Source organism: Acinetobacter sp. YH12128 (assembly GCF_013418655.1).
Lineage (GTDB): Bacteria > Pseudomonadota > Gammaproteobacteria > Pseudomonadales > Moraxellaceae > Acinetobacter > Acinetobacter amyesii.
In genome coordinates, this window is the sequence record NZ_VPBO01000002.1 from 130,234 (window position 1) to 146,477 (window position 16,244).

Genomic DNA, 16,244 nt, shown 5'->3' on the forward strand with positions numbered 1-16,244 from the left:
AACGAAACCGGCATTTGCTCCCACAGATGCCGGTTTTTTTATTTCAAAATATAGTGGAGTAAATGATGAACCTGTTGATGTGTCCTGTATGCCGTGAAGCATTAAAACTCACAGAGCGGACATGGCGCTGTGAAAATAATCATAGCTATGATGTTGCAAAACAAGGCTATGTCAATTTACATGTGGTTCAGCATAAACACAGTAAAAATCCAGGCGATACGCCAGAATCTGTACAGGCGCGTCGTGCGTTTTTGAGTGCCGGTCACTATGCACCTCTGCAACAGGAAGTGGTGGCTTTGATTCAAAAATTAAGGGTTGAAAACTTGTTGGATATTGGCTGTGGTGAAGGCTATTACACCGATGCGATGCAAGCTGAAGTATTACAGTGTGTGGGTGTCGATATCGCTAAAAATGCAGTACAAGTGGCCGCTAAACTGAATAAAGAGGTGACTTGGGTGGTTGGGACAGGGGCAACCTTACCTGTATTAGATCATTCGATTGACTTGTGTACGAGTTTATTTAGTCCTATTCCTCAAGAAGAAATCCTTCGGGTGTTAAAGCCTGAAGGGCACTTGATGGTGGTTACACCTGCGCCAGAGCATCTTTATGCAATGCGTGAAGCCCTGTTTGAAGAAGTAAAACTACATGAACCGCATAAATTTGTGGAACAACTGGCGAATGATTTTGAATTGGAAAGTGAACAAGTGGTTCAAGCGAAAATGTCACTTTCTCAGCAGGATCTCAAAAACTTAATTGCAATGACGCCTTATGCCTATAAAGTGAAAGCTGAGCGTCGAGAAGCTCTAGAAAAAAATGAACAATTTGAGTTGCAAGCGCAGTATCAAATTTATCTCTTTAAAAAGAAATAATGCATTGGAAGTGATAAAAAAGCCCTCGTTTGAGGGCTTTTTTTATGCAGTATTTACTGAACTTGATCGATGAGATGATCAAGTGCGTCCGTTTTATGCTCTGCACCTTGTGGTTTAGGCTGCATTGGCGGAGGCGCAGTTCGAGTCGGTGCAAGATTGGTTTCAGTAGACCCAGGAAGGTCGTCAAAATCATTTTGCGAAGCCTGAGGCTTCGGTGCAACAGGAGCAGGACGATACAGCGGTTGAGCCATTGGTGGCGTTGCTGCACGATCTTGTTCAGGTTGACCTTGAGTCGCTTTAGCCGAATTACGGTTGATTGGATTCTTGGCATGGGTGTCTAAACGCACCCAAGCTTCAGGTGTGCCTTTAAGTGATTTCGCCATAAAATCTGACCAAATAGGCAATGCTGCAACACCACCATATTCACGGCGACCTAAAGTAGAGGGTTGGTCAAAACCGACCCAAGCCACAGTGACCAATTTTCCATTAAATCCAGCAAACCACGCGTCTTTTGCATCATTGGTTGTACCGGTTTTACCGCCTAAATCACCGCGACCAATTTTTAAAGCCGCACGACCTGTACCGTGTTGGATCACGTCACGCAAGATGTTCGCCATATCAAAGGCTGAACTTGACTTCAAAATCCGCTGAGCTTGTTTATAGTTTGCTGCTTCAGTATCGGAAATTTTTGATTCAGCGGGCTTGTTATCCTGATTGGTGACTTCAATCACTTCATCATCCGGCGTGGTCGGATCTGCAGATTCAACTTCGTCCTTTTGATTGATACATTGAATACATGCATATTCAGGATTGGCTTGATAAATGACTTTGCCATAAGCATCTTCAATACGGCTAATAAAATGGGGTTGAATACGATATCCACCGTTGGCAAAAGTCGCATAACCTGTCGCCATTTGAATCGGCAACACCTGTGGGGTACCTAAAGCAATGGTGTAGTTACTTGGAATTTGGTTTTCTTGTAAGCCAAAATCCATAAATAATTGGCGAGTACGTTCAATCCCGACGACTTGTAATAAGCGTACTGAAACTGTGTTACGTGATAAATAGAGGGCACGGCGTAGAGGTATCATCCCTAAATAGCGACCGTCAGAGTTTTTAGGCGTCCACTTGCCAATCGTAATTGGATTGTCATTGACCATGGAATACGGAGTCATGCCACGTTCAAGTGCTAAAGCATAAACAAAGGGTTTAATGGTTGAACCCGGCTGACGCCAGCCTTGTAGAGCACGGTTAAATTTAGATTGATAAAAATTATAACCACCCACAATGGCTTCAATACCACCATTGTTGGGATTAAGTGCAATTAATTGACCTTGCGCTTTGGGAATTTGCACCAAAGCCCATGAGCTTTTGTCCGCATTCGGACGTAGGCGAATAATATCTTTTACTTTTACAATTTGAGAGGCTTTGCTAGGCGCATTGCCTACACTATTGGCATTGCGATAGGGACGTGCCCAAGATAAACCTGACCATGGAACTGTCACACTACTGCCGTCTTGCATCAACACTTCGATACTGGTGTTGTTGACTTTGGTTACTTCGGCAGGATAGGTGTTGGCATATGGAATAAAGTTTTTTAAGGGTTCATCATGTGCTTCTGCACCACGCCAACCATGTCGTCTATCGTAAGCTTCGAGACCCTCTTGTACAGCCTGCTCAGCATAGGCTTGGCGTTGGCTGTTGATAGTGGTGTAGACTTTATAGCCAGAATCCGTCGCTTGTTCACCAAACTTTTCTACGAGCTCAGAGCGAACCATTTCCCCGACGTAGGGAAATTTGTTGCTGACCCCGCGGTCAGGCATATCGAGATTAATCGGTTCAGCAATCGCTTTTTGATATTCAGATTGATTGATATACCCCAATTGCAACATACGGCCTAAAATCCAATTACGACGCTCTAAAGCACGTTTTGGGTTGGCTACAGGATTGTATTTTGAAGGTGCTTTAGGTAAGCCTGAAATCATTGCCATTTGAGCCAAACTTAAATCTTGCAGGCTCTTGTTATAATAAATTTTTGCTGCTGCTGCGATCCCGTAGGCATTTTTTCCTAAAAAGATTTTGTTAACATACAGCGTTAAAATTTCTTCTTTACTTAGATTTTGTTCAATTTTTCGAGCAAGGAAAACTTCGGTCAGTTTACGTTTTAAAGTACGCTCTGGAGTCAGATAATAGTTTTTTGCAACCTGCATGGTAATGGTTGAACCACCGGTTTGCACATCGGAACCGGTAATACTTTCACTGACGGCACGCCCCAATCCTTTGAAACTAATGCCGCTGTGTTCAAAAAACGAAGAATCTTCCGCAGCTAAAAAGCCATGAATGAAATGAGACGGGATTTGATCATACTCTACAGGGACCGAAAGTTTGCCACCATATTCTGCAATCAGCTCATTATCAGCACTATAAACCTGCAATGGTTTTAATAATGGAGCCTTTTTTAAGATGGACATTTCAGGCAAAGACGGGGCAATATAGAGATACATGCCATAGAAACCCATTGGAATTGCGACCAAAATAATAATAATGGCCAAAAAAAATGGATGAACAAGGCCTGAACAAGATAGCTTTTTCATAACAAGTAAGTTTTAATAAGAGCTAATGGCAAACTAATTGGTGGTCAGTATATCCTTTCGATATACGGATTGTTAGATGAGTTATTGTATCTGTATAAAATTATAGACCAATGCTAATTAGTGGGTTAATTTTTTTGGGGATAAAAAAATAATAGGAATTATATTGTGCTCAGGTTATATCGTAAGCCAAATAAGGGGTTAATAGGAGTAGATATTAGTTCGACTTCTGTTAAGGTTTTGGAACTTTCTGTAAAGAGTGGGCGGTATTGGGTAGAAAGCTATGCTTTGGTGCCATTACCAGAAGGAAGTGTTGTTGAAAAGAACATATTGAATCCGGAAGCTGTCGGTGACTGTTTAGAGCGCGCAATTAATTTGGCCAATACGCAGACCACTAATGCAGCTTTGGCGGTTCCAACGTCGATGGTGATTACAAAAATCATCGAAATGGACGCAGATATGAACGATGATGAACGTGAAATTCAGATTCGTGATGATGCTGAGCAATATATTCCGTTCCCACTTGATGAAGCGAGCCTTGATTTTGAGGTCTTGCCGGATCGTCTATCCAATCCAAATCGTGTCAATGTTCTACTTGTCGCTACGCGTATTGAAAATGTCGAAGCGCGTGCGGAAGTTATTCAGCTTGCTGGTCTGACACCAAAAATTGGCGATGTAGAAAGCTTTGCAATTGAAAATGCATTTAAAGTTTTCTCAGATACTTTGCCAATGGGTGTAAATACCGTGGGTATTTTAGATATTGGTCATAGTATGACGACCTTATCTGTTATGCAGAATAACAAAGTGATTTATACCCGTGAGCAAGTGTTTGGTGGCAAACAATTGACACAGGAAATTCAAAATCGCTATGCATTGTCTTTCGAAGAAGCGGGTCGTGCGAAAAAAACACGTGCCTTGCCAGATGATTATGATATCGAAGTCTTAGAACCCTTCTTAGAAGCTGTCGTTCAACAAGCAGCACGTTCTTTACAGTTCTTCTTCTCATCTTCACAGTTCAACGAAATTGACCACATTTTATTGGCAGGGGGGAATGCCAATATTCCGGGGCTTGCAAAACTACTTCAACAAAAATTGGGTTACCGTGTCACGATTGCCAATCCATTCTTACAAATGGGTTTTTCACCTCAAATTGATATTAAAAAAATTGAAAATGATGCCTCATCACTCATGGTGGCATGCGGTCTAGCATTGAGGAGTTTTGATTAATGGCAAAAATTAACTTGCTCCCTTGGCGTGATGAGCTAAGAGAGAAACGAAAAAAAGAATTTATTGCACTTTGTATTGGGGCTTTTTTAATTGGGGTAATTGGGGTTGGTTTAACATGGTTGTACTTTGATCACAAATTAAAAGATCAAGAACAAGCGAACCAATTGATTATCAGTCATAACCAAAATTTAGATGTTCAATTAAAGTCTTTGGACGGTTTGCAAGAACAGCGTAATGCCATTATTGAACGCATGAAGTTGATTCAAGGCTTACAAGGTCAACGTCCAATCGCAGTACATCTTGTAGATGAATTGGTTCGTGTGACACCTGCCAATATGTACATCACAAAATTTGAGCGTAATGGCGACAAATTTATGATCGAAGGGCGTGCGGAAAGTCCAAATACTGTTGCAGATTTACTGCGTAATTTGGAAGCATCGCCTTGGTATCGTAATGCCTTCATGAGCTCATTCCTTGTGGCTGAAGAGAAAAAAGACAAAGCGCCAACGTCAGTGGTTCCTCGCGTAGAAGAATCTTATGGTGCATTTACTGTGACTGCTGATTTGGAGCAAATTGCGCAGCCGACCATTAATGATCCAGCAGCAAATGCAGGACAGTCAGCTTCATCGGCGCAAACATCTGACGCACAAACTGCAGCAACACCAACTCCGGAGGCTGCAAAATGAGTCGTGATGAATTTGAACAATTGAATCAAGATGCTGTTGTCATTCCGAAAAAGAAAATGACTTTTGATAAGTTTGTACAGCAGTTCAATACGCTAGATCCAAACAATTATGGTAGTTGGCCAATTTCAGTCAAAATTACCTGCTGGATTTTTATCATTATCCTTGTGGCAATTTTGGGCTATTTCTTGGCGATTAAAGGCAAAATTGAAGCCATTTCAAGTGCCAATGCACAAGAACAAAATTTGTTGAATGAGTTTCGTGAAAAAGATTCAAAACTACGTAATTTGCAACAATATCAATTGCAGTTGCAGGATATGGAAGCACGTTTTAATCAACAATTAGAACAATTGCCGAAAGAAACTGAAATTCCAGGTTTGGTTGAAGATATCAACTTAACAGGCGTGAATTCTGGACTGAAATTTAAAATTATTCGTCTTGAACCTGAAGTGAAGCAAGAGTTCTTTACGGAACAGCCAATTCATATCGAAGCAACGGGTGATTACCATGCCTTTGGTTCATTTGTTAGTGGCATTGCCGGGCTTTCACGGATTGTGACTTTGCATAATTTAACGATTACAGCAACTGAAAATAAAGAAAAGAACTCAGATATTCCAAAAATTGATTATGTAATTTCTGCGAAAACATATCGTTACGAAGGAAATACTGAAAGTGCTGCGAAAGCTGCAGATTCAGCAAGTACACAGGAGGCTCCAAAATGAAAATGAATAAATTGGCACTTTCTGTGATGGTTGGATTTGTATTAGCAGGTTGTGAATCACGTATTGATGTGGTCAATCAAGAGATGGCAAATATACGCAATCAAGCGCCACTAGCGATTGAACCTGCGCCAGATTTTGTACCTGTCGAGACTTTTAATTATGCAGCGCATTCATTAAAAAGTCCGTTCTTGCCAAGTTCCTTGGCAGCAGAACTTAAAATCATGGCGGGTAAGCGTGTTTATCCAAACTTGAGCCGTCAGCCTCAACCTTTGGAGAGTTATGCACTCGAAACCCTGAATATGAAGGGTAGTATGCGTAACCAATCTGGGCAAATATTAGCCTTGATTCAGACACCTGATGGTGAAGTTGAACGTATTCAACGTGGAAGTTATATGGGGCTCAATCATGGTCGAGTGGTAAATATTACCCCGACTCAAATTGATTTGATTGAGATTATTCCGGATGGGCGAGAAGGATATGTAGAGCGTCCTAGAAGTCTCATATTAATTGGACCAGCACCTTAAGCTTAAAGGAATAAAAATGAAGAATAGTGTACAAGATTTTATTTTTGGGGATGGCAATACAATGAATCATGTGTTTCGTCAGTTTTCGATGGGGGCTGTTGCAATGGCGATGATGCAAGTTGCCAATGCTCAGGTGAGTGTAACCAATGTGGTACCAATGCAAATTCCAGGTCAAGGGACTGAAATTCGCGTGATGTTTAATGGCTTGCCGCCGCAACCACAAGCTTATCAACTCGATCAACCATCACGACTGGTTTTAGACTTTGATAAAGCACAGCAAAATTTAAAACAAAGTTCAATTCCTGTGGCAACGGCTGAAGCGAGCACTGTGGATGTGAGTTCGGATGCACAACGTGCGCGCTTAACTGTGAATTTAGCCAATGCGGGTGCTTTTACCACGCGTGTTGAAGGTAATACCTTTATTTTAAAAATCAACTCTGCACAAGCTACTAGTTATGTACAGCCTGTAGCACAACGTCAGCAACAGGGCATCTCAAATATTGGTTTCCACCGTGGTTCTAATGGTGAAGGTCAAGTTGTTGTTGATTTACTGGGTGGAAATACTCCCGTTGATGTTCAACAGCAAGGCAGTAAAGTGGTGATCCGTACTTTAGGCAATAAAGTACCTGCACATTTGACGCGCCGTTTAAATGTCAATGATTTTGCAACACCTGTTGCAACGGTGGATGCACATAATGATGGCGGTAATGGGGTGATTACCATTCAGTCGACGGGCAGCTATGAATATATGGCGTACCAAACTGATAATAAATTAACGGTAAGTTTGAAACGTCCGGAAGATAAGAATCCATTACGTCCTAAAGCTGCCAATCATTATACCGGTAAGAAGATTTCATTAGACTTCCAAGATATTGAAGTACGCCGTGTGCTACAACTTTTGGCTGATTTCACTGAAATCAATATGGTTGCTGCTGATACAGTACAAGGGAATATTACACTTCGTTTGAAAGATGTGCCTTGGGATCAGGCTTTAGATATCGTATTGAAAACCAAGAATTTGGACAAACGTCGTAATGGTAATGTGATTTGGATTGCGCCTGTTTCTGAGTTGATTAAAGCGGAAGAAGAAGAAGCGAAAGCCTTACGTCAAAGTATGAAGTTGGCACCCATTCAAACAGAATATCTTACTTTAAGTTATGCTAAGGCAGCTGATATTGAGAAACTGATTACCCAGTCTAAAACAGCAGGCAACACTGGATCGTCTAATAGTAATAATGCTGATGATGATCGGGGTAATTTGTTAAGTCCACGCGGAACGATTTCTGCAGATACGCGTACAAATACACTGATTATTAATGATACCGCGCAAAACATTGATCAGATTCGTAAGATGGTGGATTTGCTTGATGTATCAGTCAAGCAGGTCATGGTCGAAGCACGTATTGTAAAAGCTTCTACCGACTTTACCAAAGAAATGGGTGTGAAATGGGGTCTCTTGTCTCAAGGGATTAACCAAAATGACCATTTATTGGTGGGTGGTAGTGATACTACGCTTTGGGACTTAAAAACACCGGATGATGATGGTAAATATACCATTCAACGTCCAAGTAACTTAAACGTGGACTTAGGTGTGACTACTGCAGGTGCCAGTCGAATTGCGTTCGGCTTAATTAGTCTTTCTGATTTTATGTTGGATTTAGAGCTTTCTGCTTTACAAGCGGATGGTTATGGTGAAGTCATTTCTACACCTAAGGTACTGACAGCGGATAAACAACCTGCCAAAGTTGCATCAGGTCAAGAAATTCCGTATCAAACCACAACGGGTACAGGTTCAAATGCAACTTCTTCTACCGAGTTTAAAGAAGCTTTATTAAGTTTGGATGTCACGCCTAGCATTACTCCAGATGGTAAAGTGCAAATGAAGCTGAATATCAAGAGCGACTCACCAGCAGGATATGCACAAAATGGTGAAATTATCCTGAATAAAAATGAAATTAATACCGATGTCTTAGTCAACAATGGTGAAACTGTTGTGCTCGGCGGTATTTTTAATCAGGAAACACAAAGTAAGCAAATTAAAGTACCGTTCTTAGGTGATATTCCTTATGTAGGTCGCTTATTCCGTAAAGATTTGAAAAGCGATGCAAAAAATGAGTTACTGATTTTTGTTACTCCGCGAATTGTTAATGACAGTGTTACCAGAAATCATTAATATATTTTCAATTTAACAAAAGAAATAGGTGACTCCTTGCCAAGCAAAGAGTTTGAAACCCTACCAAATATCTATTTGGTAGGGCCGATGGGGGCAGGAAAAACAACCGTAGGGCGACATTTAGCAGAATTGTTAGGACGTGAATTTCTAGACAGTGATCATGAAATTGAACGTAAAACAGGTGCGACCATTCCTTGGATTTTTGAAAAGGAAGGGGAAAAAGGCTTTAGAAGTCGTGAAACGAATGTCATTGATGAGTTAACTGCAAAGAAACAACTGGTCTTGGCGACTGGCGGTGGTGCTGTGACTCAGCCCCCAAATCGTGAATTTTTAAAACAACGTGGTATTGTTGTTTATCTATATACTCCGGTGGAAATTCAGTTACAACGAACCTACCGCGACAAAAATCGCCCACTTCTTCAAGTGGAAAATCCAGAGCAAAAGCTACGAGATTTATTGGCTGCCCGTGATCCGCTTTATCGTGAAGTCGCGCACTATATTATTGAAACCAATCAAGGTGCCGCGAGAGATCTTGCGCAAAAAATTTTTAATTTAATTGTTTCACAAAATATATCTCGTTAGAAAAGGTTAAATTCATGCAAACCTTACATGTTGAACTCGGTGATCGTCGCTACCCTATTTTTATTGGGAGTGACCTTAATCCACAAACTTTACTTGAGCCTTATATTCAGGGTAAACAAGTGATGATTGTCTCTAATACCACTGTTGCCCCGCTCTATTTAAAACGTTATGTAGAAGCAATTGAGGCATTAGGGAAAACTGTTGCGACATGTATTTTGCCTGATGGTGAAAAGTATAAAAATTTAGAGCATTTGAATTTAATTTTTGATGCCTTGCTCGAAGCAGGCTTTAACCGCGATTGTACGGTTTTAGCATTGGGTGGGGGTGTCATTGGGGATATGACCGGTTTTGCTTCTGCATGCTATCAACGTGGTGTGTATTTTATTCAAGTGCCGACGACTTTGCTTTCTCAAGTGGATTCAAGTGTCGGTGGAAAAACTGGGATAAACCATCCACTGGGTAAAAACATGATTGGCGCTTTCCAGCAACCCCAAGTGGTCCTTGCGGATATGGCGCAATTAAAAACTTTGCCGGCGCGTGAACTTTCTGCAGGTTTGGCCGAAGTGATCAAATATGCATTGTTGGGTGATGTTGAATTCTTGGCTTGGCTTGAGCAACATATGGATGCTTTGGTTGCAGGTGATGCAACTTTGTTGGCTGAAGCGGTTTATCGTTCATGTGCTCATAAAGCACGTATTGTGGCCAATGACGAAAAAGAACAAGGCGAACGTGCCTTATTAAACCTGGGTCATACCTTTGGTCATGCGATTGAATCGTACTTGGGATATGGTGAATGGTTGCATGGTGAAGCTGTTGCAACAGGAATGGTAATGGCTGCAGATTTGTCCCATCGTATGGGCTGGATCACTGCTGAAGATTTAGAACGTACAAAAATAATCATTTTACGTGCACAATTACCGATAGTTTGCCCTAAAATTCCGCTAGAGGAATTTTTGTCGTATATGTCCCATGATAAAAAAGTATTGAATGGGCAATTACGACTTATTTTACTGAAATCATTAGGTCAGGCCATCATCACCAAAGAGTTTGATGTTGAGTTAATGAAACAGGCAATTTTGGCAAATCAGGCAGAGTAGGTACATCATGGCAGCGCGGCAGTCTCAATGGCAAAAAGTTCATCACTACGCATGGCTGGTGGGTGGAGCTGTGTGTCTGTTCGCTGCATTGGTTTTCTGGGCGATTACAGATACCAAAGAATTGGTTGAAGTTGAAAAGCAAGCTGAAACCGAAGTGGATTTGCAAATTCAGCCAGAGAAAGTGGCAGCAATGTCTCATCTTGGTGCATTAAATGAAGAAGTACGTCCACTTGATATGACGACCCGTGTGGTTGCTACAGCTCAACATGAGCCAGAATTTCGCGGCACTAAATTTATTAATGACTCTGCCAAGCTTTATGGTGTTGAATTATTTCGGGTTTCTGAAGAAGATATTTTAAAAAGCTTCTTACGCAAGCAGCCTGAGCGTCATAAATTTATTTATCTACGTCTTTCTGGTGAAGACCATCCTGAGCAATACGTCATTTTAACAGGACCATATTCGTCGCAAAATGATGCCAAAGCTGCAATGTCGAGCCTCAACATCGCTTTGCCTGCTTCAATCAAACCTGAGGTTGTTGAATTTAAACAATATCAAGCATATGTGAATGACTTAGGCACGGAAGAAATGTCGTCGAGTCAAAAGTTATATGCTGTTAAATTAAAATCTGTACCTTTACCGAAAATTGATGAAGCTCAAATCGCCGCACGAAAAGCAGCGGCTGCAACGACGGTAACAACACCAACTAATGCAACGACAAGTACTACGGTGACACGTCGAGATGCTGAAGGAAATGTGATTGATGTGCAAAAATCACAAAGTAGTGTAGATGCACCACGTCCAAAACCTGCACCGGTAGAGCAAGAAGTAACCGATCCATTTAATTAGTTCTAAAATAGCGCAAGACCTCTTGGGAAAAGCCTAAACTGCACAGAAAAAGTGCATAAAATAAAAAAAGAACAATTTGAATTATTTGTTATAACTAAAAAGTGCTTGTAATCAGCCATCTTAGGGTAAAGTGTATCAAGTTGGCATAAAAATTGCTTAATTGGTGCGTAAATTGAACTTTTCTCCCTGTTTTGGCGCGAAAATGATTCGATAAAAGTGCGAAGTCATTAATCCAGTCGTTATCCCTGATCTGAACTGCAAAAGCAGAAAATTTGACTTTTTATTCATGCATCAAAGGTGAATTCGGTTTATCTTAAGGGTGTGAATAAGAAATAATTTTGCTCGACAGAACAATTCATGTGAGTAAGTTAAGACGAATCGCAACAAGAAATTAGTTTGTTAAGTGCTCGAAAGAGCTGTAAAGAAAAGAAGGGTACGCTATGCACATGCCATCGCCTAATACTGTAGCTCCCGCTCAAGGTTTATACCAACCGGATGAGTTTAAAGATAACTGTGGTTTCGGTTTAATCGCCCATATGCAGGGTGATGCAAGCCATGATCTCGTCAAAACCGCAATGCATAGTTTAAGTTGTATGACCCACCGTGGTGGTATTGCCGCAGATGGCAAAACCGGTGACGGCTGTGGTCTACTCCTTGCTATGCCAAAAGAATTTTTCCGTGAAGAAGCGAAAAAACTCAGTGACATTACATTGAGTGAAATCTTTGCTGTGGGTACGGTATTTCTAAATCTAGACCCTGCATTAGCCGCACATGCAAAACAAATTTTAACCAAAGAAATCGAAGACGAAGGCTGTAAAGTCATCGCTTGGCGTGTTATTCCAACAAATAATGACGCTTTAGGTTCAATTGCTATGCAGTCATTGCCTGGCTTTGAACAAATTATTGTGAATTGCCCAATGGGTGTAACTGAGGTTGAATTTAACCGTAAGTTATTAATGGCGCGTCGTCGCGCTGAAGAAGCGTTAACTGCAGATCCGTATTTCTATGTAACAACTTTGTGTTCAACTGTGATCAGCTATAAAGGTTTGATGATGCCTGCATATATTGCAGACTTTTATACAGACTTAGCTGATGAACGCTTAGCCTCTCATATTGTGGTTTTCCACCAACGTTTCTCAACCAACACTTTACCGCGTTGGCCTTTGGCACAGCCATTCCGTTATTTGGCACATAATGGTGAAATCAATACCATTACCGCAAACCGTAACTGGGCAATGGCGCGTACGCCTAAATTTGAAAACCCGCTCTTGCCGGGCATTACAGAGTTGAATCCAATTGTGAACCGTACAGGTTCGGATTCATCAAGTATGGATAACATGCTTGAGCTCCTAGTCGGTGGTGGTATGGACTTGTTCCGTGCACTGCGTATGCTCGTTCCACCTGCTTGGCAAAACGTTGAAACTTTAGATGCAGATTTACGTGCGTTCTATGAGTTTAACTCGAAGCACATGGAAGCATGGGATGGTCCAGCAGGCTTGGTAATTCAAGATGGTCGTCATGCGATTTGTATGCTTGATCGTAATGGTTTGCGTCCAGCGCGTTGGGTGATTACTAAAAATGGTTACATCACGCTTGCATCTGAAATTGGTGTATGGGGTTATGAACCAGAAGATGTGATCTCTAAAGGTCGTGTAGGTCCGGGTCAAATCTTAGTGATTGATACGCATACGGGCAAAATGCTCGATACCAAAGATGTGAGCAATCACCTCAAACGCATGCGCCCATACCGTCAATGGTTACGTGAAAACTCAGTTCGTATTCAGGGTAGCCCAGAGCTTGAAGAATATTTATGTGAGCAAGGCTTAAAAGGCGATGACCTAAAAGCGGCACAAAAAATGTTCTTGGTGACTTTTGAAGAGCGTGACCAATTGCTTCGTCCAATCGCAGAAAGCGGTCAAGAAGCAGTAGGTTCAATGGGTGATGATACGCCAATGGCAGTATTGTCTCGTCAAGTTCGTCACGTCTCTGATTATTTCCGTCAACAGTTCGCTCAGGTTACGAATCCGCCAATCGATCCATTACGTGAATCAATTGTGATGTCGCTTGAAACATGTTTAGGACGCGAGCAAAACGTATTTGAACAAAGTCCAGAGCATGCAGATCGCTTGATTATTTCAAGCCCAGTTCTATCCAATTCAAAAATGCATCAAATCCGTACGATTGGTCGTACTGGCTATGAAATTGCAGATATTGATTTGAACTATGCAGAAGATGAAGGCTTAGAAGCTGCAATTGCACGTATCTGTGAAGAAGCAGCGACGGCGATTCGCGCAGGCAAAACTTTGTTGGTTTTAACGGATCGTAAAATCCGCCAAGGCTTCTTGCCAGCCAATGCTTTGATGGCAACAGGCGCAGTGCATCATCACTTGATTAATGCTGGTCTACGTACAGATGCTAACATTATTGTTGAAACAGCTTTGGCACGTGATGCTCACCAATTTGCCGTGATCTTAGGTTTTGGTGCGACAGCAATTTATCCATACTTAGCTTATGACGTGATTAATGATTTGATCGCGAAAGGTGAGTTATTGGGTGACCCAATTCATGCACAAGCAAACTTCCGTAAAGGCATTGAGAAAGGCTTACTCAAAGTACTTTCTAAAATGGGTATTTCAACCGTTGCCTCTTACCGTGGTGGTCAACTATTTGAAGCCGTTGGTTTGTCGGATGAAGTGGTTGCGAAGTGCTTTACGGGTGTACCAAGTCGTATTAAAGGTGCAACATTTGTAGACCTTGAAAATGATTTGAAAAAATTGGCAGATTTAGCGTGGAAATCACGTAAGCCAATCGAACAAGGTGGTATGTTGAAGTTTGTCTTTGACAAGGAATACCATGCATTTAACCCAGACGTGATTAATGCTTTACACAAAGCAGTACGTTCGGGCAACTATGCAGACTTTAAAGAATATGCTGAGTTAGTGAATCACCGTCCAATCGCAACGATTCGTGATTTATTCAAACTCAAAACTGACAATTCAATTGCATTGGATCAAGTTGAATCAGTAGAAGCTATTTTACCTCGTTTCGATTCAGCAGGGATGTCTTTGGGTGCTTTATCACCTGAAGCACATGAAGCGATTGCAATTGCGATGAATACGATCGGTGGCCGTTCTAACTCTGGTGAGGGCGGTGAAGATCCAGCGCGTTATGGCACAATCCGTAACTCGAAAATCAAACAAATTGCATCAGGCCGTTTTGGTGTCACTCCTGCGTATTTAACTTCTGCAGAAGTGCTTCAAATTAAAGTGGCTCAAGGTGCAAAACCAGGTGAAGGTGGTCAGTTGCCGGGTGGTAAAGTGAACGGCTTAATTGCACGTTTACGTTACTCTGTACCGGGTGTAACGCTGATTTCGCCTCCGCCGCATCACGACATTTACTCAATTGAAGATTTATCACAGTTAATCTTTGACTTAAAACAAGTTAACCCACAGGCGATGGTGTCAGTTAAGCTTGTTTCTGAGCCGGGTGTTGGTACGATTGCGGCCGGTGTAGCAAAAGCGTATGCCGATTTCATTACCATTTCTGGTTATGACGGTGGTACAGCGGCTTCTCCACTTTCTTCAATTCACCACGCAGGCTCTCCTTGGGAGCTTGGTCTAAGCGAGGCACATCAAGCACTTCGTGTGAATGACCTACGTGGTAAAGTCCGTGTTCAAACTGATGGTGGCTTGAAAACAGGTCTAGACGTTGTGAAAGCAGCGATTCTTGGGGCTGAAAGTTTCGGTTTTGGTTCTACACCAATGATCGCTTTGGGTTGTAAATACCTACGTATTTGTCACTTAAATAACTGTGCAACGGGTGTTGCAACACAGCAAGATCATTTACGTCAGGAACACTATATTGGTGAACCTGAAATGTTGATCAATTTCTTCCACTTTATTGCAGAAGAAACGCGTGAATGGTTAGCAGCATTAGGTGTGGCAAGTCTAAAAGACTTGATCGGTCGTACAGATTTATTAGAAGCATTACCTGGCGAAACTGAAAAGCATGCACATCTAGATTTAAGCAAATTACTTGAATCACACCCAGCAGCTGAAGGTAAAGCACAGTACTGTCAAGTTGAAGGCAATGCGCCATTTGACAAAGGCTTGCTTGCAGAGAAAATGGTGGCAGAAATGCTTCCAGCGATTGAAGCGGGTACAACGGGTGAATATAGCTTCACGATTGGTAACTGCGACCGTTCAATTGGCGCACGTATCTCGGGTGAAATTGCAAAACGCTATGGTAACTTGAGTATGGAAGCACACCCAGTTAAAGTGAATTTAACGGGTACTGCGGGTCAGTCTTTAGGTGTGTGGAACGCGGGTGGTTTGCATATTAGCCTTGAGGGTGATGCAAATGACTACGTGGGTAAAGGTATGGCGGGTGGTCGTATCTCAATTTTCCCACCAAAAGGTTCACCATTCCAAACGCAAAATACGGCAATTATTGGTAACACATGTTTGTACGGTGCGACTGGCGGTAAACTCTTTGCTGCAGGTACTGCGGGTGAGCGTTTTGCGGTACGAAACTCAGGCGCATTTGCGGTGATTGAAGGTGCAGGCGACCATTGCTGTGAATACATGACTGGCGGTATTGTGACTGTACTGGGTAAAGTAGGTCATAACTTCGGTGCTGGTATGACAGGTGGTTTTGCTTATGTACTTGATTTGGATAATGACTTCGTTGATCATTACAACCACGAACTGATTGAGTTGAACCGTATTTCTACAGAAGCGATGGAAGAGCATCAAGAATTCTTACTTCGTATCTTAGATCAACACATTAAAGAAACAGGTAGTGCTTGGGCGTATAAGATCCGCCATGAGTTTGACTTCTATAGCCGTAAATTCTGGCTTGTGAAACCAAAAGCTGCAAACTTGCAGACTTTGTTAAAAACAACTCAAGCTGATCCACAATAATTCCACT

Annotated in this window: 11 protein-coding genes; 10 read left to right on the plus strand and 1 reads right to left on the minus strand. The window is 41.8% G+C overall.

Annotation, left to right across the window (positions count from 1 at the left end):
- Nucleotides 1-65: 65 nt before the first annotated feature.
- Nucleotides 66-869 (plus strand): putative RNA methyltransferase, encoded by an 804-nt coding sequence (locus tag FTU64_RS02235; protein ID WP_180055437.1) that lies wholly within the window; start codon nucleotides 66-68, stop codon nucleotides 867-869.
- 53 nt (nucleotides 870-922) lie between these two features.
- On the opposite strand, the gene ponA is transcribed toward FTU64_RS02235, so the two are convergent.
- Nucleotides 923-3,463: a penicillin-binding protein PBP1a gene (ponA, locus tag FTU64_RS02240; RefSeq protein ID WP_180004794.1), complete on the minus strand. Its 2,541-nt coding sequence runs from the start codon at nucleotides 3,461-3,463 to the stop codon at nucleotides 923-925.
- A 165-nt stretch (nucleotides 3,464-3,628) separates the two neighbouring features.
- Between ponA and FTU64_RS02245 the strand changes: the two genes are divergently transcribed.
- The 9 genes from FTU64_RS02245 (at nucleotide 3,629) to gltB (ending at nucleotide 16,237) form a co-directional block, all read left to right on the plus strand.
- Complete coding sequence (locus FTU64_RS02245; protein ID WP_078192532.1) at nucleotides 3,629-4,687, plus strand: pilus assembly protein PilM; 1,059 nt, start codon at nucleotides 3,629-3,631, stop codon at nucleotides 4,685-4,687.
- A complete protein-coding gene (locus tag FTU64_RS02250; protein WP_078189382.1) occupies nucleotides 4,687-5,373 on the plus strand; it encodes a PilN domain-containing protein in 687 nt (228 codons plus the stop codon). The genes FTU64_RS02245 and FTU64_RS02250 overlap by 1 nt, the downstream gene beginning before the upstream one ends.
- Nucleotides 5,370-6,092: a type 4a pilus biogenesis protein PilO gene (locus tag FTU64_RS02255; RefSeq protein ID WP_078189381.1), complete on the plus strand. Its 723-nt coding sequence runs from the start codon at nucleotides 5,370-5,372 to the stop codon at nucleotides 6,090-6,092. The genes FTU64_RS02250 and FTU64_RS02255 overlap by 4 nt, the downstream gene beginning before the upstream one ends.
- On the plus strand, nucleotides 6,089-6,616 hold the full coding sequence (locus tag FTU64_RS02260; RefSeq protein WP_078192530.1) for a pilus assembly protein PilP: 528 nt from the start codon (nucleotides 6,089-6,091) through the stop codon (nucleotides 6,614-6,616). The genes FTU64_RS02255 and FTU64_RS02260 overlap by 4 nt, the downstream gene beginning before the upstream one ends.
- A gap of 61 nt (nucleotides 6,617-6,677) precedes the next feature.
- Nucleotides 6,678-8,789, plus strand: coding sequence for a type IV pilus secretin PilQ (gene pilQ / locus FTU64_RS02265; protein ID WP_180055488.1), 2,112 nt, complete (start codon nucleotides 6,678-6,680; stop codon nucleotides 8,787-8,789).
- Nucleotides 8,790-8,825: 36 nt separating this feature from the next.
- Nucleotides 8,826-9,371, plus strand: a complete 546-nt coding sequence (aroK, locus tag FTU64_RS02270) for a shikimate kinase AroK (protein ID WP_078189378.1) — start codon at nucleotides 8,826-8,828, stop codon at nucleotides 9,369-9,371.
- Between the two features lie 14 nt (nucleotides 9,372-9,385).
- Nucleotides 9,386-10,468 (plus strand): 3-dehydroquinate synthase, encoded by a 1,083-nt coding sequence (aroB, locus tag FTU64_RS02275; protein WP_180059137.1) that lies wholly within the window; start codon nucleotides 9,386-9,388, stop codon nucleotides 10,466-10,468.
- A 7-nt stretch (nucleotides 10,469-10,475) separates the two neighbouring features.
- Nucleotides 10,476-11,315 (plus strand): hypothetical protein, encoded by an 840-nt coding sequence (locus FTU64_RS02280; protein ID WP_180026108.1) that lies wholly within the window; start codon nucleotides 10,476-10,478, stop codon nucleotides 11,313-11,315.
- 446 nt (nucleotides 11,316-11,761) lie between these two features.
- Nucleotides 11,762-16,237: a glutamate synthase large subunit gene (gene gltB, locus FTU64_RS02285; protein WP_180059193.1), complete on the plus strand. Its 4,476-nt coding sequence runs from the start codon at nucleotides 11,762-11,764 to the stop codon at nucleotides 16,235-16,237.
- Nucleotides 16,238-16,244 lie beyond the last annotated feature (7 nt).